The following is a 21488-nucleotide window of genomic DNA, read 5'->3' as shown; positions in this document are numbered from 1 at the left end:
GGCCCATGACGACCCACCACAGCACCCCCGGCCCGCCGCTCGCCCCCTGGGAGCCGCAGGGCCCGCCGCGCCGCTCCCGCACCGCCGTCAGAGCGCTCCTCGCCGTCGTCCTGGTCCTCGCGCTGACGGCGCTCGGGCTGTACGTCGCGAAGGCGGGCCCCTTCGCACGGCCGGGCGCGGACAGGCCCGACCCGGCGGTGGCGGCGCAGGCGCGCGGCTTCCTCGCGGACTGGTCGCACGACCGCCTGGACGCCGCCGGAGCCCGTACGACGCACCCCGCCGAGGCGAGCCGCATCCTCGGCAGCTTCACCTCGGGCCTGGAGATCACCCGCCCGCGCCTCACCGCCGGGGTCCCCCGCGAGGCGGAGGGCGGCGCGGTGGAGGTCCCCTTCACGGCCCGGATGCCGGTCAAGGGTCTCGGCACGTGGACGTACACCTCACGGATGACCCTCAGACAGGCGAAGGACGGCGACGGCGGGCGCTGGCTCGTCGACTGGAAGCCCGGCCTCGTCCACCCGCGCCTGAGCGGCGTCGCGAAGTTCCGCCTCGACCGCGAGGACACGAGCGAGCCGAAGGCGAAGGACCGCCACGGCAAGCCCCTCACCTCGGCCGCCGCCCCCTCCCTCGCCCCCGTCCTCGCCCAGCTCGGCGCCGGCGGTGCGGGACCGCGCGGCGCGATCCGCCTCGTCGACCGCACGAGCGGCGAAGTCCTGCGCACGGAAGCGAGGTTCGGCGCGAAGGAGGCGACGGACAAGGTCGCCGAGACGACCCTCGACAGCACGTGGCAGACCGCCGCCGAACACGCGCTCGCCGCCGAGCCCGAGGACCGCAACGCCTCGCTGGTCGCGCTCCGCGGCGACACGGGCGAGATCCTCGCCGTCGCCAACTCCCCCGCCACCGGCTTCAACCGGGCGGTCTCCGGCACCTACGCGCCGGGCTCGACCTTCAAACTCGTCACGAGCAGCGCCCTGTTGATGAAGGGCGTCGTGCGCCCCGACACGGTCGTGGACTGCCCCAAGCAGCTCGTCGTGGGCAAGGAGTTCCACAACGTCGAGACGTCGTTCTTCCCGGACGCGACCTTCCGCAAGGACTTCACCGAGTCGTGCAACACGGCCTTCATCAGCCTGCGCGACAAACTCGCCCCGACCGCCCTCGGCGACGTCGCCCGCGAGTACTACGGCATCGGCCAGGAGTGGCACATCGGCGTTCCCTCCTACGACGGATCGGTCCCGGCCCCCAAGGACGAGACCGAGAAGGCCGCCTCGATGATCGGCCAGGCCCGCCTCCAGGCGAACCCCCTCATCATGGCCTCGGTCACCGCGACCGCCACGACGGGCCGCTTCCGCATGCCCCACCTCGTCCCGAACCCGAAGGACACGACGAAGACGACCCCGCTCCCCGCCCAGGTCACCACCGACCTGCGCACCCTCATGCGCGCCACGGTCACCGAGGGCACGGCGCACATCCTCTCCGACCTCCCCGGCGAGATCGGCGGCAAGACCGGCACCGCCGAGGTCTCCGACGACGCCCCCAACAACGGCTGGATGGTCGCGCGGCGGGGCAACGTGGCGATCGCCTGCGTCGTGGAGGGCGGCGTCACGGGCAGCGGCTCGGCGGGCCCGATCCTCCACGAGCTGCTGTCGCGGGTGCCGGGGGACGGGGAGTAGGGGGCGGGGGGCGCGGGGCGGGGCCGTACGGCTCCGGGGCGGGGCGGGGCCGCTGGGGCCAGGCGGCTGCGGCTGGGCGGCTGAGCGGCTAGGCCGCGTCCGCCCCGTCCCCGTACTCGTACTCGCTCGCCTGGTTGAAGACGACCGTGAGCGACACGATCCGGTCGTCCCTGATCGCGAAGTAGTTGCTCATGATCAGCTCCTCGGGCAGTCCGGACTTGTCGTAGTCGCCGTCGTAGCGGCCCCTGACGACGACGTCGCCGTAGTGGTCGAGGACCTCCACGGGCTCGACGGTGACGTGCTCGCCGACCATCTCCTTCTCCACCCAGCGGCGGATCGCGGCGGCGCCCCGGATCTCGCGCCGGTTGTCGTTGACGTACGCGTCCGGGGCGAACGTCGCCATGATCGCGTCGACGTCGAAGGCGTTGACCGCGCGGATGTGGTCGGCGACGACACCGCGCAGGGGGATCTCGGTGGTGGCCATTGCTTCTCGCTCCTCTCGTCCCGGGCTCTCCGGGAACGACTCCACCGTGGGCGCTCCCGCAGGGGCAGGGGCAAGCGCGCGCCGCTCCTGGTGTCTCCCCCTGGGGGAGGGGCCAGACTGGAGGGATGTCCGAGCTGCTGTCGATCGGGGACTTCGCCCGCGCCACCCACCTGAGCGTGAAGGCGCTGCGCCACTACCACGAGCAGGGCCTCCTGGAGCCCGCCGCGACCGACGAGGTCTCCGGGTACCGGCGCTACGACCTCGCCCAGATCCCCACCGCGCAGATCATCCACCGCTTCCGCGACCTCGACATGCCGCTCGCCGACATCCGCGAGATCCTGCGCACCCCCGACCCCGGCGCCCGCAACGCGCTGATCGCACGGCACCTGCGCCGCCTGGAGGACCAGCTCGCCCGCACCCACGACGCCGTCACCTCGCTGCGCGACCTCCTCGAACACCCCGAGGCGGCCGGGGCGATCACCCACCGGCGCCTGCCGGCCCGCAGGGTCGCCGCCGTCACCGCCGACGACCTCCCCGTGGCCGACATCGGCGCCTGGTACCACGGCGCGCTCGGCGAACTCTTCGCGACGCTCGCGAGCCAGGGCCTGCCGCCCTCCGGCCCGGCGGGAGGCGTCTACGACGACGCCCTGTTCACCCTCGAACACGGACGCGCCACGGTCTACGTGCCGGTCGCGACGGAGCCGCGCGCGGCAGGCCGCGTACGGATGACGGAACTCCCCCCGGCGGAACTGGCCGTCATCACCCACGAGGGCCCCGAGACGGGCATCGACCGCGCCTACGGCACCCTCGCGACGTACGTGACCCGCCACGCCCTCGCGGTGGCGGGCCCGATCCACGAGTTCTACCCGGTCACCTTCCACGACACCCCGGACCCGTCCCACTGGCGCACGGAAATCGGCTGGCCGGTCTTCACGACGACGGCCCCGGCGTGACGGCAGCCACGAAGGCCCTGAGCACCCGCCGCGAACGCTCTCAGCGCCCGCCGCGAAGGCCCCGCCCCCGCGCCACCGCCTCCCGTACGTCCGGCTCGCGGGGGCCGAGGGTCGGGGTGCGGTGGATCAGGGTGTCCAGGGCCGCCTTCGGGGCGGCCAGGAGCTCGCGCGTCGCTCCGTAGTACCAGGTGACGTCGCGCGGGTCGCGGGCCGCGACGCCCTGTGCGTCGATGCCCGCCGCGCGGCACAGCGCCACCGCCCGGCGGATGTGGAAGCCCTGGCTGACCAGCACCGCCCTGTCCACGCCGAAGACCCGGTGCGCCCGCACGCACGAGTCCCACGTGTCGAACCCCGCGTAGTCCCGCACCACTTGACGCCTCGGGACACCCGCCCGCGCCAGGTAGTCGCGCATCGCCGTGGGCTCGTCGTACGACGTGCGGCTGTTGTCACCCGTCACCAGCACCGCCGTGACCCGCCCCGCCGCGTACAGCCGCGCCGCCGCGTCCAGCCGGTGCGCCAGGTACGGGGACGGCTTCCCGTCCCACAGCCCCGCGCCGAAGACCACCGCGACCGGGGCCCGGTCCACGTCCGCCTCGGCCCGTACCCCGCCGTCGCTCGCCACCCGTATCCACGCCGAGGGCAGCAGCGCGAGCACACACAGCCCCACGACCGCCCACAACGCCCGCCGCCGCCCCCGCCGCGACCGCGGCCACCCCGGCACCCGCACCCGCGCCCACCAGCCCGCCGCCACCACCGCACCCCGTTCCCGCCCGGCCCCCGAGGGACCCGCGCACCCGCACCCCCGCGCCCGCGAACCCGCCCCCGCGCGCCCTCACCCGCAAGCACGCGCCCCGGAACCCCCCGGTTCCGCCTCACCCGTGCGCGTCCGCCGCCGCCCCGTCCGCCGCCTCGTCCGCGACCGCGCCGCCGCGCCCCGTCAGCGCCGCCAGCGCGCCCTTGATGTGCCGCAGATGCGCCCGCACCCGCTCGCTGTGCTCCGCCCGTGCCGCCGCGTACCGCTCCGCCTCGCGCAGCACCGTCGAGGCCCGCGCCGCCGCCTCCGCGCGCAGCGCCGTCGCCCGCGCCTCGCTGTCCTCCTGCCGGTGGCGGGCCGTCTCCTCCGCCTCCGCACGGGCCCTGCGCGCCGCCGCGAGCACCGACTCCGCCGTGTCCAGGCGCGCCGCCGCCGCCTCGGCCGCCTCCGTGCGCGCCGCCTCCGCCGCGCGCGCGAAAGCCGCCGCACGCTCGCCGTGCTCCTGCTCGACGGCCGCGCGGTGCGCCGCCGTCGCCTCCTTCACCTCGCGCAGCGCCGCACCCGCGTCGCCCCGCACCCGCTCCGCGTCCGCGCGCGCCGCCGCCCGTATCTCCTCGGCCTCCGCGACCGCCGCCGCGCGCCGCGAGTCCGCGTGCGCGTCGGCGCCGGTACGCACCGCCGTCGCCGCCTCGTGCGCCGCCGCCGCGAGCCGTACCGCCTCCGCGCGCGCCCGCTCGTCCAGCGCGTCGGCCTCCGCGCGCGCGGTGGCCGCCAGCTCCTCCGCCTCCTCCTCGACGAGACCGAGCAGATCGACGGCCCCGCCACCGAGCACCGCGTAATCCGCGGGCGGGAGCGCCGCGACCGCCTCCCGCAGCGCCTCGGCCTCCGCGCCGAGCCGCCCCGCCTCGGCCTCCAGCGCCTGGACGCGGGCGCGCGCGAGGGCGTACTCCTCACCGAGCCGGTCGAGGAACGCGTCGACCTCGGCGGGACGGTAGGCGCGGGGACGGACGGAGGGGGGCGCGGGCGGGAAATCGTGCTCGTTGCTGCTCACGCCGGGGGCCTCCGTCTCCGCTGATGACACTCCCAAGGATGCGTCATCGAAGCGCCGGAAGCGCCCCGCGCGAGTGAGCCCCACCGCACACCGCGAGCCCTACGACAGCCCGTCCCACAACTGCTCCAGGATCACCGACCACCACGACTCCGCCGAGGCCAGCGCCGCCGGGTCCAGCGCCGCCAGCTCCGCCTGGAAATCGACCGTCCAGCGGCCCGCCTGCTCCTGCGTGAGGCCGTAGCGCAGCCGCCACATGCGGCCCAGCATCGCCAGGCACCGCGTGAACTCCACGAGCCCAGAGTTCACGAACTGCGGCGGCACGGGAGCCCCGCCCGGACCCGCCTCCACCGGCACCGCGACGATGTGCCCCGTCCCGTACTGCACGCACAGCGCCTTGCCGAAGTCGCTGCCCACGACGAGGTACGTGCCCGCGTCCGGGGCCGCCGCGACACCGCGCTCCTGCGCCAGCTCCGCGAGCGTCGGCACCGGACGGCCCGGCTGCGCCTGCGCCCAGAAGAACGGCCCCATGTCGAACGGCAGCCCGGCCGTCGTCAGCGAGGCCGCGACGACCTCGGGGACCCCGGCCCGCGCGACCGCCTGCGGCTCGAAACGGAACACGCCCTGCGGCCCGAAGGCCCCCGCCAGCTCCCGCGCCACCTCGTCGAGCGGCACGGCGGGCGCCTGCGGCACCCGCGGCAGCGGCACCCGCACCGGCGCCGGACGCGCCGGACCGTCCGCGACCTGGTGCAGCTCGCCCTGGTGCGCGAGCAACTGCGCCATCCCGCGCTGCCTGCTCGCGTGATCCGTCCCGTACGGCGCGATCGACGTGATCCGCGCCTGCGGGAACGTCTCCCTTATCATCCGCGCGCAGTACGCCCCGGGCAGCTCGCACGACTCCAGCTCCGTGTGGAGTTCGAGCACCTGCTGCGGCGGCACGTTCATCGCCCGCAGCTCGTGCAGGATCTGCCACTCCGGGTGCGGCAGCCCCGGCGCCGAACGCCGGATCACCTGCTGCTCGGACCCGTCGGGCGCCCGGAACCGCAGCACCGCCTGGTAACCCGGGCCGACCGTCGGCACACCGGGACGCGGATAGCCGTAGCCCTGCGGGGACTGCGGGGACTGCGGGGACTGCGGGGACGCCACCGGGCCCGGCGGGGTCGCGGGTACGGGGCCGGGCGACGGCGGGACGGGGCCCAGCGGGGTGGGCGGTACGGGGCCGGGTGCCGACGGGACGGGGCCCGGCGCGGAGGCCGCGTTCCGCGGGCTGACGGGGGCCTGTGGGGCGGGGGACGGGGGCGGCGGGGGCGCGGCCGGGCCCGAGGGGCGCGACAGGACCGTGGCCGCGTGCGCCACCCCGTCCGGCGGGGTGTTCGCGGGCGGGGGCGGGGGCGTCGAGGGGGTCCCGGCGACGGGGCCGGGGCCGGGCGGAGGGGGCGCGAAGACGGTGGGGGCGTGGTGCACCCCGGCGCCGGAGCCGCCCTGGCCCGCACCGGCACCCTGACCTGTACCGGCACCCGGGCCCGTACCGGCACCCTGGCCCGCGCCGGGCCCGCTCTGACCCGTACCCGCGCCGCCCTGCCCCGTGCCGCCGGGACCGGCGGGACCGGCGAGCGGACCCGCCGGGGCCGGGCCGGGCGGTGGCACCGGGCCCCGCTCCTGACGCCTCGGCGTCGCCTTGCTCGTCGCGACCTGGCTCAAGTCCTCCGCGCCCGGAGCCGGACGCGGCGGCACCGCCGGAGGGCCGGGCACACCCGGCGCCTCGGGGAAACCGGGCGGCGCCGGTACGGTCCCGTCCAGCAACCGCGTCCGCGCCTCCGACGCCGGGACGCCCCCGGCCCCCGGGCCGCCCGCCGCCTCCTCGTCGCCCTGCGTGAACACCGTGTCCGGCGGCACGACCAGACGGCCCTGCGCCGCCCCTGTCGTGTCCGCCGCCTCCCACGCCCCCTCCCCCGCCACCGGCTCGGCGGGCCGCGCACCGCCCGCGACGGAACCGCCCGCCGCCGGACCGGTCGGCGCCGGACCGCCCGCGCCCGCGTCGCCCGCGGTCGCGTCGGCCGCGGTCGCGTCACCGCCGCGCGAAGCGTCCGCGCGCCCGCCCGGGATGCCGAGCTGATCCGCCGCCTCCTGCAACCACTCCGGCGGCGACAGCAGGAACGACGTCTGGTTCAGGTCGATCCGCTCCGGCGGCTCCGGCACCGCCTCGTCCGCCGCCGCGGCCCCGTACTCCTCCTCGTACCGCCGGATCACCTCCGCCACCGGAAGATCCGGCCACAACGTCACGTCACGGCCGTCCCGCGCGATCACCACACGCTGCCCGCCACCGTCCGAAGGCCCCGCCTCCGCGCGGTCCTCCGCCCACACCACGAAACCGAGCCCGAACTCCCGCACCCGCACCTCACGGTGCTGATAGCGCGGCACGTCCCCGTTGATCCAGCGCTCCCCGCGCTCCTGCGCCTGCGCGAACGTCACCACGTCACTCACTCCCCCACCGGGACCACACGCGCGAACCCACCGTCCACCATCAACTGCGCCACCGTCTCCAGCTCCGGCGGACTCCCCGCCAGCCGCGACAGGAACGCGTCGAAGTCCTCCCCGCACGGCAGCAGCAACTCCCGCACCCGCGCCGCCGCATCGAGCCCGTCCCGGTCCCGCGCGTCGTCGTACGGGCAGAACCACACCGAACCCGTCGCCTCACCCCGCACCTTCACCACCAGGAGCCCGCCCTGCACGAAGGCCACCCCCAGGTAGTCCTTCGTCACGTGATCGCGCAAGCACTTGTTGACGTACGCGAGATCGTTGACCGCCGCCTCCTCGCGCACCGTGAAGAACGGCTGGTCCACGAGCAGCCCCAGCTCCGCGTCGAGTGCCACCCCCACCGGCGCGCACCCGCCACCCGCCTTCAGGAACGAGCGGTACGCGCCCGGCAGCCGGTACCCCAGGTCCTCCTCCAGCGCCAGGACCTGCCGCTCCTCGACCGCCACCAGCTCACGCGGCAGCCCGAAATGCGCCGGCTTCGTCTGCTGGAGAGGCCGCGTCCCGCGCCGCCCGTGCTCCACCCGCGCCGTCGCCAGACCCCCGTGATGCCGCAGCAGCGCCTTCACCTCCACGGGCACGAGTTCGAGCCGCCGCGAATCCGCCACGTGGTGCCAGGTCCAGCCGTGCGGGGTCGCCACCGGGGACAGGCCCTCCCACAACTCGTCCCCCGAAGCCGCCATCGCCGCGTTCGCCGACACGTAGTCCGTCAGCCGCAACTCGTCCACACCGAACCCCGTCGGCGGCTCCGCGATCTCCACGGCGGCCCGCGCGTACGGCGTGAACACCGGCCGCCCCCCGCCGTCCACCACGACACCCGCCGGATACCGCGCCGCCCGCACCGGGTCGGGAAAACGCACCGCCTGCCCCGCGTACGCGGCGTTCGGCGGCACCCGGTCCGCAGACGCCGCCCGCACCGGAGAACCCTGCGCGGGCACCCCCTCACCGAGCCGACCTGTCGTCATGGCGGTAGCCCCCTGCACCCTCGCCGACACCAACACTGACACCAATGGACACCAACCGGACACCGCCCCGGAAGCGGTCGCCCCAGCCTATGCGGTGGGCCCCCCACGGTCACAGGGCCGACCGCAGCGGGAGCCGGGACGGACGGCTCCCGACGCCCGCGCGCGCCCGCGCCGAACCGTTCCCGCAGCCACCACGTGCGAAGCTGTAACCCCGGCAGGACACCCCCACCACCACCCGGGAGCGCACGTTTGGCAGGCTGTCAGCGCTCTCCAGGACCGGCCAGGGCACCACACGGTCCGCCCGGGAGAACAACACGGGGGAAGGTACGGAGGGGAAGAGCACCGCCATGCACACCGCACAACCAGGCCCCGAGGCCACCGCGCACACCGCCCCCGAGACCCCCGCGACCCCCGGCCCCCGCACCCCGCGCCCCTCCTCCCTCCTGCCGGCCCACGACCCCCGCGTCGACTGGAGCCACGACGGCAACCGGCCCCCCACCCTGCGCCACCGCCGCGACGGCATCCTCCCCGCCGTCGCCGCCGCCTTCTCCGTACGCGGCACCACCCTCACCGGCACCGGCGCACGCGGCGACCAGCCCCCCGCCCTGCACCCCCTCGTCCAGGACTTCCTCGACACCCTCACCAGCGAGAGACGCGAACGCTTCACCGGACGCTGCGCCGAAGCCGTCCTCCTCTCCCGCCACCTCACCGAGGCCGACGCCACCCGCACCGCCCGCTCCAAACGCGCCGCCCGCCGCCCCATGACCCTCGGCGAAGCCCGCAAAGCCCTCAAAGGCGCCAAACTCACCACCCGGCACATCCGCGAGGACGGCGACCCGCTCCACGGCGCCTTCGCCCCGCCCTGCCGCTCCTGCACCGCACTCGCCGAACACTTCGGCGTCCGCGTCATCGACCCCACCCTCCAGGACTGAACCCGGACCGGCGAATCCCATGAAAACCCCGCCCCACCCCCTCGAAGAACTCACCCGCCTCGAAGGACTCGACGCCCTCGGCGAAGCCCCCACCGGACGCTTCCCCGACGCCGCCGACTCCGCCCTGCGCACCGCGGGCTGGACCCCCGGCCGCTGGGACATCGCCCAGGCCGAGATCTGGGCCGACACCCTCCGCGCCCACACCTCACCCGCCGGACACCAACACCACGTCTCCCCCGCCGCCGTCGAAGCCTGGGCCGAATTCGGCGGCCTCACCCCGCACCCCACCGCCAAAGGCCGCCACCTCGCCCCCGCGAGCCTCGACCTCGACCCCCTCCACGGCCTCCACCTCGCCCGCACCCTCGGCGACCTCGGCCACGCCCTCGGCACCCACCTGTGCCCCCTCGGCCTCGACACCACCACCCACGCCGCCCTCGCCATCGACGACGAAGGCCGCGTCTACGCCCTCGACCACACCGGCGACTGGTACCTCGGCGCCGACATCGACCAAGGCCTCACCACCCTCCTGACCGGCACCGCCCCCGAACGCCTCACCCTCACCGTCACCGGCGACTGAACCCCGCGCTCACTCCCCCACCGGCAGCACCGCCGACACCCGGAAACCCCCCGCGTCCGTCGGCCCCGCCACGAAGACCCCGCCGAGCGCGAGCACCCGCTCCCGCATCCCCACCAGCCCGTTCCCCCCGCTCGGCAGCTTCACGTCCACACCACCCTCCGGCGGCGGACCGTTCTCCACCTGCATCGCGACCTCCCCCGCCCGCCGCGCGAGCCGCACCCGCGTCGCCGCACCCGCCGCGTGCTTGTGCGCGTTCGTCAACGCCTCCTGCACCACCCGGTACGCCGTACGCTCCACCCGCGCCCCGTACCCCGAGCCCTCGCCCTCCACCGAGAACTCCACCGCCATCCCCGCCGCCCGCGACTGCCCCACCAACTCCTCCAGCTCCGCCAGCGACGGCCCCTGCTCCTCCTCCACCAGCACCGCACGCGGCTCCGGCACCGCCACCACCGGCTCCGGCTCCGGCTCCGCCGCGCGCGCCACCGGCACCCCCGACGACGCCCGCATCACGCCGAGCATCTCGCGCAACTCCGTCAACGCCTGCCGCCCCATGTCCCCCACGAGCGCCGCGTTCTTCGCCGCCGTCTCCGGGTCCTTCAGCGCCACCGCCTGCAAAGCCGTCGAATGCACCACCATCAGACTCACCCGGTGCGCCACCACGTCGTGCATCTCGCGCGCGATCCGCCGCCGCTCCTCACCCCGCGCCCACTCCGCCCGCTCCTCCGCACGCTCGGCGAGCAGCTGAAGCTCCCGCTCCAGCGAGTCGGCACGCTCCCGCAGACTCTCCATGAGCCGACGCCGCGCCCCCACGTACAGACCGAGCAGCACCGGCGGCGCCGTCGTCCCGAGCGCCACGAGCACCGCCATCGACGGCGTGAACCACGGCGTCGTCGCCGCGCCGCTCTCGTCCACGTGCTGCCCCATGCGCACGAGCGAGACGAGGAGCGAACCCAGCCCCGACATCGACGCGAGCACGGCCGTGATCCGGCGCGGCACCTCCGAGGCGGCGAGCGTGTAGAGGCCCACGAAGCCGAGGACCATCCCCATCTCGGCGGGCGAGACCGCCAGCGCCACCAGCACGACGGCGACAGGCCACCGCCGCCGCAGGACGAGCACGGAACCGACCACGAGCCCGAGCAGCACCCCGAGCGCGGAGCCGAGCCCCACCCGGTCCGTGAACACCGCCCCCTCGACAGCGCACTCCAGCGCCGAGACCCCCGCCAGCACCACATCCAGCACGGCACTCCGCCGCCGCTGCCACCACCACGGCCCCCCGGCCGCCCGGTGCTCTTCCCCCGTCGTGGTCATGGCCCCCAGCGTACGGGCGTTCCGTCCCGAATCCCGGGGGAGTGCGCCAGCCCACAACGCCCACGACGCGCGCCGCGCACCACCCCCACCCTTCACCCGATCAGGCGAAAGCCACCCGAACCGTGCCGGAACCTGTGATTCCGCCATGAAGATCGCCCTCATGGTCGCGGCACGCACAGACGCACGGAAAAAGGCACGAGAACTTCACCTGAAGGGATGGACCTACGACCGGATCGCGGAGGAGGTGGGCTGCGCGAAGAGTTCGGTGTCGCTGTGGGTGAGGGACCTGCCGAGACCGGCGCGGGATGTCGCGGCGCACATGGATCACATGCGGTCCGTACGGCTCCGCTCGCTGGCCGAGGCCGAGAAGGAACACCGGGACGCCCTCGCGACCGCCCGCACGACAGCCCACGTGCTGTCCGACGAGCAGCTGCGGACGGCCGGGGTCGCGCTGTACTGGGCGGAGGGCATGAAGGACAAAGGGCACCCCGGCCGTCGCGCGATTCAGTTCACCAACAGCGACCCCGACGTCATCCTCGTCTTCCTGCGCTGGCTGGAACTGAACGATGTCGCACGAGACCGCTGGCGCCTCCACGTGGCGATCCACGAGACCGCCGACGCCGCGCGGGCGAAAGCGTTCTGGGCAGAGCTGACAGGGGTTCCCGCCGAGGACTTCAACCGCACCACCGTCAAGCGCCACAACCCACTGACCAATCGCCGGAACACCGGCGACAACTATCGGGGTTGCCTCGTCGTCTACGTAACGAAAAGCAATGATTTGTACCGTCGCATGGAGCGGGCCTGGTACGGCATAGTAGGGGGCGCGCACAGACGGGTGGTCGAAATGCCCGATTCACCCCCTATGCAGTCCCCTGTGGTGTAATTGGCAGCACTGAGGCTTTTGGTGCCTTATGTCCGGGTTCGAGTCCTGGCGGGGGAGCACATTCGAGCGCCTCCCCCCGAACCACCCCACAAGGCTCTGACCCCCCAGGTCAGGGCCTTTCCCGCGTTCCCCCGCACACCCCCCGGTATTGTTCGCGTGTCATCCGCACCGAAGCCGAAGGGCCCGCTCGTGAGTGCCACCAATCGCCCGGCAGCCGTCGTCGTCCTCGCAGCGGGTGAGGGCACCCGCATGAAGTCCGCCACGCCCAAGGTCCTGCACCGCCTCGCGGGCCGCACCCTCGTCGGCCACGTGCTCCAGGCCGCGAGCGAGCTGGAGCCCAAGGAGGTCGTGGTCGTCGTCGGCCACGGCCGCGAGCAGGTCACCGCGCACCTCGCGGAGAGCGACGCGGCGGTCCGTACCGCCGTGCAGGAGGAGCAGCGCGGCACGGGCCACGCCGTCCGCACCGCGCTCGCCGAGCTGGGCGGCACCGTCGAGGGCACGGTCGTCGTGCTGTGCGGCGACACGCCCCTCCTCACCGGCGCGACGCTCGACGCCCTGTGCCGTACGCACTCCGCCGACGGCAACGCCGTCACCGTCCTCACCGCCGAGATGCCCGACGCGAGCGGCTACGGGCGCATCGTGCGGGACGGCTCGGGCGCCGTGACGGCGATCGTGGAGCACAAGGACGCGAGCCCCGAGGAGCTGGCGATCCGGGAGATCAACTCGGGGGTCTTCGCCTTCGACGGGCGGCTGCTCGCCGAGGCGCTCGGTCAGGTGCGCACGGACAACGCGCAGGGCGAGGAGTACCTGACCGATGTCCTGGGCATCCTGCGCGGGGCGGGCCACCGCGTCGGCGCGGCGCTCGCGGGCGATCACCGGGAGATCGCGGGGATCAACAACCGGGTGCAGCTCGCGCAGGCGGGCCGGGTGCTCAACGAGAGGCTTCTCGAGGCCGCGATGCTGGGGGGCGTGACGGTGGTGGACCCGGCGAGCGTCTTCGTGGACGTGACGGTCGGTTTCGGGCGGGACGTCATCCTGCACCCGGGGACGCAACTGCTGGGTGCGACGCGGGTCGAGGACGGTGCCGAGGTGGGGCCGAACTCGCGGCTGACGGACACGGTGGTGGGCGCGGGCGCGCGGGTGGACAACACGGTGGCGGTCGGGGCGGAGATCGGCGCCGAGGCGAGCGTGGGGCCGTTCGCGTACCTGCGTCCGGGGACGCGGCTGGGGACGGGCGCGAAGGCGGGCACGTACGTGGAGATGAAGAACGCGACCGTGGGGGCGGGCACGAAGGTGCCGCACCTGTCGTACGTGGGGGACGCGACGATCGGCGAGCACACGAACATCGGGGCCGCGAGTGTCTTCGTGAACTACGACGGTGTGAACAAGCACCACACGACGATCGGCTCTCACTGCCGTACCGGTTCGGACAATATGTTTGTGGCACCCGTCACGATCGGGGACGGCGTGTACACGGCGGCGGGCTCGGTGATCACGAAGGACGTGCCGGCCGGTGCGCTCGCCGTGGCCCGTGGCCAGCAAAGGAATATCGAGGGCTGGGTGGCCCGTAAGCGTCCCGGGAGCGCGGCGGCGAAGGCCGCCGGGGACTCCTCCCGGGGTTCGGAAGGCGAAAGCTGACCGAAAACAGGTGCGTCCTTCACGGCGTACCGTGATAGATGCACGCGATTCGGCTGGCTCGTTGGTTCTGGGTGTCGTGATGGGGTCCGGGATGCCCGACGGGTGCAGCAGCGAAAGAACTCGTCCGAGGAGACAAGTGCTGTGACCGGAATCAAGACGACCGGCGAGAAGAAGCTCATGTTCTTCTCCGGCCGCGCCCACCCGGAGCTGGCGGAGGAAGTGGCGCACCAGCTCGGTGTCGGCATAGTTCCGACCAAGGCCTTCGATTTCGCCAACGGCGAGATCTACGTGCGGTTCCGTGAGTCCGCGCGCGGTGCGGACTGCTTCGTGATCCAGAGCCACACGGCTCCGATCAACAAGTGGATCATGGAGCAGCTGATCATGGTGGACGCGCTGAAGCGGGCTTCCGCGCGTTCCATCACCGTGATCGTGCCGTTCTACGGTTACGCGCGGCAGGACAAGAAGCATCGCGGGCGTGAACCGATCTCGGCGCGTCTGATGGCGGACCTGCTGAAGACGGCGGGTGCGACGCGGATTCTCACCGTGGACCTGCACACCGACCAGATCCAGGGCTTCTTCGACGGCCCGGTGGACCACCTGTTCGCGCTGCCGATCCTGGCGGACTACGTGGGCGCGAAGGTGGACCGTTCGAAGCTGACGATCGTGTCGCCTGACGCGGGCCGGGTGCGTGTCGCGGACCGCTGGTGCGACCGGCTGGGCGCGCCGCTGGCGATCGTGCACAAGCGGCGAGACAAGGACGTCGCGAACCAGGTCACGGTGCACGAGGTCGTCGGTGACGTGAAGGACCGTGTGTGTGTCCTGGTGGACGACATGATCGACACGGGCGGGACGATCTGCGCGGCGGCGGACGCGTTGTACGCGCACGGGGCGGCGGATGTCATCGTGACGGCGACGCACGGGGTGCTGTCGGGTCCGGCGGCGGACCGGCTGAAGAACTCGAAGGTGAGTGAGTTCGTGCTGACGAACACGCTGCCGACGCCGGGTGAGCTGGAGCTGGACAAGATCACGGTGCTGTCGATCGCGCCGACGATCGCGCGTGCGGTGCGTGAGGTGTTCGAGGACGGTTCGGTGACGAGCCTCTTCGAGGAGGAGCCGGTGGGCTGAGGCCCCTGGTGAGGGTGCGGCCTCGGGTGCAGGAACGGTTCTGCACCGGGGTTCGCGGCCTGAGGTGATCGATTTCCGGGGCGGCCCCCCGGCCGGGTAGACTCGCGAGAGTTGCTCGGCGAGGGAGGCCGTCCCGTCCGTTTTCCGGACGTGGTTCCGGCGCTCCGTTATCGACGCGCTCTTCGTAGCAGGCCGTTCGTGGCCGGGTGACCGCCCCTGTGAACCGTCTGTTGAGGAGAAGAGCCATGGCCGAGGTCAAGCTCGCCGTTGAGACCCGTACCGAGTTCGGCAAGGGTGCGGCCCGCCGTATCCGCCGCGAGAGCAAGGTGCCCGCCGTGGTCTACGGCCACGGCACCGAGCCCGTCCACGTGACCGTCCCGGGCCACGAGCTGATGATGGCCCTCAAGACCTCGAACGTGCTGCTCGCCATCGAGCTGAACGGCAAGAACGAGCTGGTCATCCCGAAGGCCGTGCAGCGCGACCCGCTGAAGGGCTTCCTGGAGCACGTCGACCTCCTCCTCGTGAAGCGCGGCGAGAAGGTCCAGGTCGACATCCCCGTGCTCGCCGAGGGCGAGCTGGCCCCGGGTCAGTTCCTCCTGGAGTACGTCCTCAACTCGCTTCCCGTCGAGGCCGAGGCCACCCACATCCCCGAGCAGCTGACCGTCTCGGTCGCCGGCCTGGAGGCGGGTGCCTCGATCGAGGCGAAGGACATCGAGCTTCCCAAGGGCGTCTCGCTCGCCGTCGAGCCCGACGCGGTCGTCATCCAGGTCCTGGCCGCGCAGGCCGAGGAGGCCCCGGCCGAGGAGGACGCCGAGGAGGGCGCTTCCGAGGAGGGCTGAGCCCTCGCGGGGGCCCGCGGGCTCTCACGGATCGATGTGGCGGGGTGGTGCGTCCGGTGGGCGTGCCACCCCGTCGTCGTACGTACCAACAGCGGTGGAGGACGCAATGGCAGCGAGCGCGGGCGCGGACGAGAACGCGCCGTGGCTGGTGGCGGGGCTCGGCAATCCGGGCCCCGAGTACGCGGGCAACCGGCACAACGTGGGGTTCATGGTCGCCGATCTCCTCGCGGCGCGGCTGGGCGGGCGCTTCAAGCGCGCGGCGCGGGCGCAGGCGCAGGTGGTGGAGGGGCGGCTCGGGGTGCCGGGGGTGTCGAGTACGCGGGTGGTGGTCGCGAAGCCGCTCTCGTACATGAACCTCTCGGGCGGTCCGGTGACGGCCTTGCGCGATTTCTACAAGGTGCCGCTGGAGCGGGTCGTGGCGGTGCACGACGAGCTGGACATCGACTACGGAGTGCTGCGGCTGAAGCTCGGGGGCGGGGACAACGGGCACAACGGGCTGAAGTCGATGACGAAGGCGATGGGTCCGGCGTACCACCGGGTGCGGTTCGGGATCGGCCGGCCGCCGGGGCGGATGCAGGTGGCGGATTTCGTGCTGAAGGACTTCTCGTCGGGCGAGCGCAAGGAGCTGGACTACTTCGTGGACCGTGCGGCCGACGCGGTCGAGGCGCTGGTGACGCAGGGCCTGGAGCGGGCGCAGGGGTCGTACAACTCCTGAGGGGCTGTCACGGGTACGGATACGGGGCCGGCCCCGGCGACGTGGTGTCGCCGGGGCCGGTCGCGTGTGCGGGGCGGGGGTCGGCCCGTGCCCGCCCGTGGGGGCGGGGCGGGGTGCCGCCCGTGCCCGCGGGTGTGCTCAGCCGGTGTTCTTGAGGCCCGCCGCCACGCCGTTGACGGTGAGGAGGAGGGCGCGGGCGAGGAGCGGGTCGGGTTCCTCGCCGGCCTCGGCGGCGGCGCGCTGGCGGGCGAGGAGGGTGACCTGGAGGTAGGAGATCGGGTCGAGGTAGGCGTCGCGGATGTTGAAGGTCTGCTGGAGGGGCTTGTTGGAGTCGAGGAGCTGTTCGCCGCCGGTGATCTTGAGGACCTCGGAGACGGTGAGGTCGTGCTCGGCCGTGATGAGGTCGAAGACGTGCTTCAGCTCGTCGGGGACGAGGGTGTCGACGTAGTGCTGGGCGATCCGCAGGTCCGTCTTGGCGAGGGTCATCTCGACGTTGGAGAGGAAGTTGCGGAAGAAGTGCCAGTGCTCGTGCATCTCGTCGAGCACGCCGTCGAGCCCGGCTTCGCGCAGGGCCTTGAGGCCGGAGCCGACGCCGTACCAGCCGGGGACGATCTGCCGGGACTGGGTCCAGCCGAAGACCCAGGGGATGGCGCGCAGTCCGTCGAGGCCGCCGCTGGAGTCGGGGCGGCGCGAGGGGCGGGAGCCGAGGTGGAGGTCGCCGAGCTGGTCGACGGGGGTCGAGGCGAGGAAGTAGGCCGAGAGGTCGGGGTCGGAGACGAGGTCGCGGTAGGTGGTGTGGGCGGCCTCGGAGACGAGGTCCATGGCCGCGTCCCAGCGGGCGAGGGCTTCGTCGGACTGGCGCGGCGCGGTGTGCAGGGCGCTGGCCTGGAGGGTGGCGGCGACGGTGAGTTCGAGGTTCTCGCGGGCGAGTGAGGGGACGAGGTACTTGTCGGAGATGACCTCGCCCTGCTCGGTGACCTTGATCTCGCCTTCGAGGGTGCCCCAGGGCTGGGCGAGGATCGCGTCGTGGCTGGGGCCGCCGCCGCGGCCGACGGTGCCGCCGCGGCCGTGGAAGAGGCGCAGGCGTACGCCGTGGCGGTGGGCGACGTCGCGCAGGCGGCGCTGGGCGCGGTGGATCTCCCACTGGGAGGTGGTGATGCCGCCGAACTTGGAGGAGTCCGAGTATCCGAGCATGACCTCCTGGACGTCGCCGCGCAGGGAGACGAGGCGGCGGTAGGAGGGGTCGGAGAGCATGTCGTCGAGGATGGTGTCGGCGGCGCGCAGTTCGTCGGTGGTCTCCAGGAGCGGGACGATGCCGATCTTGGCCCAGCCGGAGTGGAGGTCCATGAGCCCGGCCTCGCGGGCGAGGACGGCGGCGGCGAAGACGTCGTCGGCGCCCTGGCACATGGAGATGATGTAGGACTCGATGACTTCGGGGCCGAAGACGTCGAGTGCGCGGTGGATGGTGTGGAAGACGCCGAGGGTCTTCTCGCCGGCCGCGTCGAGGGGCGCGGGGGTGGGGGCGAGGGGGCGGCGCGAGCGGAGTTCCTTGGCGAGGAGCTTGGCGCGGTACTCGCGGGGCATGTCGGCGTAGCGCCAGGATTCCTCGCCGAGGCGGTCGAAGAGCTGGCCGAGCGCGTGGTGGTGGGCGTCGGCGTGTTCGCGGACGTCCATGGTGGCGAGCTGGAGGCCGAAGGCGGCGAGGGTGCGGATGATGCGGCTGAGGCGGCCGTCGGCGAAGAGTCCGCCGCGGTGGGCGCGCAGGGAGTCCTGGACGAGGGCGAGGTCGGTGAGGAGTTCGCTCGTGCCGAGGTAGTCGCGTCCGGGCTCGTGGGGGGTGCCCTTGGCGAGGCGGTTCTTGGTGTTCTCCAGCTTCTGGCGGACGCAGGTGACCTTGAGCCGGTAGGGCTCCTCGGCGTTGAGGCGCTTGTAGCGGGGGCTGATCTCGGGCAGGTGCGCGAGGTCGTTCTCCAGCGAGGCGGTGAGTTCCTCGGTGACTCCGGTGTAGCGGATGGAGTTGGAGAGGAGGCCGCGGAGGTAGTCGATCTGTTCGAGCGCGTCGTTTATGCCGTGCTCGTGCTGGAGGATCAGGACGTCCCAGGTGACCTGCGGGGTGACGTTGGGGTTGCCGTCGCGGTCGCCGCCGATCCAGGTGCCGAAGGTGAGGGGGCGGGTGTCGTCGGGGATCTTGACGCCGATGCGTTCGAGTTCGGCGCTGAGGTCTTCGAGGACGTCCCCGACGGCGTCGGCGTGGAGTTCGTCGAGGTAGTAGATGGCGTTGCGGGCCTCGTCGGCGGGTTCGGGGCGGACGACGCGGAGTTCGTCGGTCTGCCACACGAGGTCGATGTTCTCGGCGAGGCGGGTGTCGACGCGGCGGCGGTCGGCGGGGTTCGCCGGGGTGTCGAGGAGTTCGGCGACGCGGCGGAGCTTGTTGAGGACGCTGCGGCGGGCGGCCTCGGTGGGGTGCGCGGTGAAGACGGGGCGGACGTTGAGGTGGGCGACCGTCTCGCGCAGGTGTTCGGGGTCGGCGTCCTTGAGGCGGTCGGCGGTGCGGGCCAGGAGGCTGCCGTCCTCGGCACGTCGCTCGCGCAGTTCGCGTCCGCGGTGGACCTGCTCGGCGATGTTGGCGAGGTGGAAGTACGTGGAGAAGGCGCGCACGAGCTGCGCCGCGGTCTCCAGTTCGGTTTCCCCGAGCAGACGGGCGGCGGCCTCGCCGTCGCTGCGGGTGAGGTGGCGCACGCGTTCGACGAGTTCGAGGAGTTCGGGGCCTTCCTGGCGGACGAGGGTCTCGCCGAGGAGGTCGCCGAGCCTGCGGATGTCGGCGCGCAGTTCCGGTGCGGCGGCCGGGGCGGGAAGACGGTGGTCGTCGGCACTGCTCACAGGTGCGGCTCCTTGCAGTGTGGTGGCTGAAGAGGAGGGAACCCGGGCGGTGGGGCCCGGGCGGGTTTCCGAGCGGACCGCGCTGTCCGACCGTCCCCACAATAGGTGGCGCGGTGGTAGCACGGGCGTTCGGCCTCTTGCCGGGGCGCTGCGCGCTGCCATACTTACGTCACCGTAGGTTACGTATCCGTAGGAGCGGAGCTGTGCGTGGCCGCGCCGTGGCGTGGTGCCGTGAGTCTGCCGTCGCTCGGGCGTATCTACGTGTACGGGTCTACGGAACGGGATCTTCCCGGTCGCACGGCTTCCCACACGCACGACCTCGTCACACGGTTCCCGCCGTGGGTAGGCGTAGGGGAAGGGCCGTGCGCCGGCCCGTCGCGGGACCTTCGGGACAGACAATCCTCGACACACGCAAGGGGCTCATATGACCTCGACCGCATCGCCCGCCGAGGCGGGGACGGAAGAGCAGCAGCCGGGCGGCGGCGCGGCGGCGACGATGGGGGGTGACCGGAAGGGCTCGGTGGAGCAGTTCGCGCTGCTGGCCTTCATCGTGGTGCCGTTCGCGGCGCTGCTCGCGGCGGTGCCGCTGGCCTGGGGCTGGGGGCTGAGCTGGCTCGACCTCGGCCTCATGGTCTTCTTCTACTTCCTGGGCTGCCACGGGATCACGATCGGTTTCCACCGCTACTTCACGCACGGTTCGTTCAAGGCGAAGCGATGGGTGCGGGTCACGCTGGCGATCGCGGGGTCCATGGCGGTGGAGGGTCCGGTGGTGCGCTGGGTGGCGGATCACCGCAAGCACCACAAGTTCTCCGACGCGGAGGGCGACCCGCACTCGCCGTGGCGGTACGGGGAGACGCTGCCGGCCCTGATGAAGGGGCTGTGGTGGGCGCACCTGGGGTGGATGTTCGACGAGGAGCAGACGCCGCAGCACAAGTACGCGCCCGACCTGGTGAAGGACCCGGCGATCCGTCGCGTCTCGCGGCAGTTCGCGCTGTGGACGCTGGTGTCGCTGCTGACGCCGCCGCTGGTCGGGGGGCTCGTGACGTGGTCGTGGTGGGGGGCGTTCACGGCGTTCTTCTGGGGCTCGCTCGTCCGGGTGGCGCTGCTGCACCACGTGACGTGGTCGATCAACTCGATCTGTCACGCGGTGGGCAAGCGGCCCTTCCGCTCGCGGGACCGTTCGGGGAACGTGTGGTGGCTGGCGGTGCTGTCGTGCGGGGAGTCGTGGCACAACCTGCACCACGCGGACCCGACCTCGGCGCGGCACGGTGTGGAGCGGGGGCAGATCGACTCCTCGGCGCGCATCATCCGCTGGATGGAGCTGGCGGGCTGGGTGCACGACGTGCGCTGGCCCTCGGCGGAACGCATTCGCTCCCGCCGCAGGGACAAGGCGGCCGAACCGGCATGATGGGACCGTGGCGACGGATGCGGTCTCAGGTGTCTCAGGTGTTCCCGGCAAAGGTCCTTCCGGCAGGGGCGTCTCCGGCAGGGGTGTCTCCGGTACGAGCGGGGAGAAGTCCCGGCGGACGCGCCGTACCCGGATGACGGGTGCGCAGCGCAGGGAACAGCTGCTCGACATCGGGCGCACGCTGTTCGCCGCGAAGGGGTTCGAGGGGACGTCGGTGGAGGAGATCGCGGCGAAGGCCGGGGTCTCCAAGCCGGTGGTCTACGAGCACTTCGGTGGCAAGGAGGGGCTGTACGCGGTCGTGGTGGACCGCGAGATGCGGCAGCTCCTGGACATGGTGACGGGTGCCCTGACCGCGGGGCACCCGCGGGAGCTGCTCGAACAGGCGGCTTTCGCGCTCCTGGACTACATCGAGACGTACACGGACGGTTTCCGCATCCTGGTCCGTGATTCCCCGGTGGCCCAGTCGACGGGCACGTTCGCCTCGCTGATCAGCGATATCGCGACGCAGGTCGAGGACATCCTGGGCAGCGAGTTCAAGAGCCGCGGTTTCGACCAGAAGCTGGCCCCGCTGTACGCGCAGGCGCTGGTGGGGATGGTCGCGCTGACGGGCCAGTGGTGGCTGGACGTCCGCAAGCCGAAGAAGGCGGAGGTCGCGGCACACCTGGTGAACCTGGCGTGGCACGGACTGGACGGGCTGGAGCAGAAGCCGAGGCTGATAGGGCACCGGCGGCAGTGAGGTTCTGTGCGGGGCGGTCGTGGGGGGCGGGTGCCTGAGGG

18 protein-coding genes and 1 tRNA gene are annotated in these 21488 nt (G+C 73.0%); 12 read left to right on the top strand and 7 right to left on the bottom strand.

Features of this window, described 5'->3' with window-relative positions:
• The first annotated feature begins 5 nt into the window (after window positions 1–5).
• The gene (locus STTU_RS19055; RefSeq protein WP_007825837.1) at window positions 6–1667 is read left to right on the top strand and encodes a penicillin-binding transpeptidase domain-containing protein; all 1662 of its coding nucleotides are present in this window, start codon (window positions 6–8) and stop codon (window positions 1665–1667) included.
• A gap of 88 nt (window positions 1668–1755) precedes the next feature.
• On the opposite strand, the gene STTU_RS19050 is transcribed toward STTU_RS19055, so the two are convergent.
• Entirely contained in the window at window positions 1756–2151 is a 396-nt protein-coding gene (locus STTU_RS19050) for a nuclear transport factor 2 family protein (protein WP_043255692.1), read from the bottom strand.
• Between the two features lie 125 nt (window positions 2152–2276).
• Between STTU_RS19050 and STTU_RS19045 the strand changes: the two genes are divergently transcribed.
• Window positions 2277–3104: a MerR family transcriptional regulator gene (locus tag STTU_RS19045; RefSeq protein ID WP_078519009.1), complete on the top strand. Its 828-nt coding sequence runs from the start codon at window positions 2277–2279 to the stop codon at window positions 3102–3104.
• A 40-nt stretch (window positions 3105–3144) separates the two neighbouring features.
• On the opposite strand, the gene STTU_RS19040 is transcribed toward STTU_RS19045, so the two are convergent.
• The 4 genes from STTU_RS19040 to STTU_RS19025 all read right to left on the bottom strand — a co-directional run bounded on the left by STTU_RS19040 (window position 3145) and on the right by STTU_RS19025 (window position 8406).
• Window positions 3145–3855: a SanA/YdcF family protein gene (locus STTU_RS19040; protein WP_043257547.1), complete on the bottom strand. Its 711-nt coding sequence runs from the start codon at window positions 3853–3855 to the stop codon at window positions 3145–3147.
• Window positions 3856–3976: 121 nt separating this feature from the next.
• Complete coding sequence (locus tag STTU_RS19035; RefSeq protein ID WP_007825827.1) at window positions 3977–4909, bottom strand: DivIVA domain-containing protein; 933 nt, start codon at window positions 4907–4909, stop codon at window positions 3977–3979.
• Between the two features lie 99 nt (window positions 4910–5008).
• On the bottom strand, window positions 5009–7381 hold the full coding sequence (locus STTU_RS19030) for an SUKH-4 family immunity protein (RefSeq protein ID WP_007825826.1): 2373 nt from the start codon (window positions 7379–7381) through the stop codon (window positions 5009–5011).
• Window positions 7382–7386: 5 nt separating this feature from the next.
• Window positions 7387–8406: an HNH endonuclease gene (locus STTU_RS19025; protein ID WP_007825825.1), complete on the bottom strand. Its 1020-nt coding sequence runs from the start codon at window positions 8404–8406 to the stop codon at window positions 7387–7389.
• Window positions 8407–8753: 347 nt separating this feature from the next.
• On the opposite strand from STTU_RS19025, the gene STTU_RS19020 reads away from it, so the two are divergent.
• Both STTU_RS19020 and STTU_RS19015 read left to right on the top strand, forming a co-directional pair.
• Entirely contained in the window at window positions 8754–9338 is a 585-nt protein-coding gene (locus STTU_RS19020) for a YwqJ-related putative deaminase (RefSeq protein WP_007825824.1), read from the top strand.
• 19 nt (window positions 9339–9357) lie between these two features.
• Window positions 9358–9915, top strand: a complete 558-nt coding sequence (locus tag STTU_RS19015) for an SUKH-3 domain-containing protein (protein WP_007825823.1) — start codon at window positions 9358–9360, stop codon at window positions 9913–9915.
• Window positions 9916–9924: 9 nt separating this feature from the next.
• On the opposite strand, the gene STTU_RS19010 is transcribed toward STTU_RS19015, so the two are convergent.
• The gene (locus STTU_RS19010; protein WP_007825822.1) at window positions 9925–11223 is read right to left on the bottom strand and encodes a sensor histidine kinase; all 1299 of its coding nucleotides are present in this window, start codon (window positions 11221–11223) and stop codon (window positions 9925–9927) included.
• 145 nt (window positions 11224–11368) lie between these two features.
• Here STTU_RS19010 and STTU_RS32485 point away from each other — a divergent pair, with 145 nt between their 5' ends.
• The 6 genes from STTU_RS32485 to pth all read left to right on the top strand — a co-directional run bounded on the left by STTU_RS32485 (window position 11369) and on the right by pth (window position 16423).
• Window positions 11369–12106, top strand: coding sequence for a terminase gpP N-terminus-related DNA-binding protein (locus tag STTU_RS32485; protein WP_007825821.1), 738 nt, complete (start codon window positions 11369–11371; stop codon window positions 12104–12106).
• A tRNA-Gln gene (locus tag STTU_RS19005) sits at window positions 12092–12163 on the top strand. The genes STTU_RS32485 and STTU_RS19005 overlap by 15 nt, the downstream gene beginning before the upstream one ends.
• A gap of 132 nt (window positions 12164–12295) precedes the next feature.
• Window positions 12296–13744, top strand: coding sequence for a bifunctional UDP-N-acetylglucosamine diphosphorylase/glucosamine-1-phosphate N-acetyltransferase GlmU (gene glmU, locus STTU_RS19000; protein WP_078519008.1), 1449 nt, complete (start codon window positions 12296–12298; stop codon window positions 13742–13744).
• 141 nt (window positions 13745–13885) lie between these two features.
• Entirely contained in the window at window positions 13886–14869 is a 984-nt protein-coding gene (locus STTU_RS18995; RefSeq protein ID WP_007825819.1) for a ribose-phosphate diphosphokinase, read from the top strand.
• A 245-nt stretch (window positions 14870–15114) separates the two neighbouring features.
• Complete coding sequence (locus tag STTU_RS18990; RefSeq protein WP_007825817.1) at window positions 15115–15708, top strand: 50S ribosomal protein L25/general stress protein Ctc; 594 nt, start codon at window positions 15115–15117, stop codon at window positions 15706–15708.
• 106 nt (window positions 15709–15814) lie between these two features.
• Window positions 15815–16423, top strand: coding sequence for an aminoacyl-tRNA hydrolase (gene pth / locus STTU_RS18985; protein ID WP_007825815.1), 609 nt, complete (start codon window positions 15815–15817; stop codon window positions 16421–16423).
• Between the two features lie 138 nt (window positions 16424–16561).
• Here the strand turns inward: pth and ppc are convergent, their stop codons facing one another.
• Window positions 16562–19303 (bottom strand): phosphoenolpyruvate carboxylase, encoded by a 2742-nt coding sequence (ppc, locus tag STTU_RS18980; protein ID WP_007825813.1) that lies wholly within the window; start codon window positions 19301–19303, stop codon window positions 16562–16564.
• Between the two features lie 424 nt (window positions 19304–19727).
• On the opposite strand from ppc, the gene STTU_RS18975 reads away from it, so the two are divergent.
• The gene (locus tag STTU_RS18975) at window positions 19728–20711 is read left to right on the top strand and encodes an acyl-CoA desaturase (protein ID WP_007825812.1); all 984 of its coding nucleotides are present in this window, start codon (window positions 19728–19730) and stop codon (window positions 20709–20711) included.
• A gap of 133 nt (window positions 20712–20844) precedes the next feature.
• Window positions 20845–21447, top strand: coding sequence for a TetR/AcrR family transcriptional regulator (locus STTU_RS18970; protein WP_043255687.1), 603 nt, complete (start codon window positions 20845–20847; stop codon window positions 21445–21447).
• Window positions 21448–21488 lie beyond the last annotated feature (41 nt).

The sequence above is a fragment of the Streptomyces sp. Tu6071 genome, from assembly GCF_000213055.1.
In the GTDB taxonomy this organism is placed as follows: Bacteria; Actinomycetota; Actinomycetes; order Streptomycetales; family Streptomycetaceae; genus Streptomyces; species Streptomyces evansiae.
Note: the sequence above shows the minus strand (reverse complement) of the source record. Positions and strands in the feature narration are given on the sequence as shown.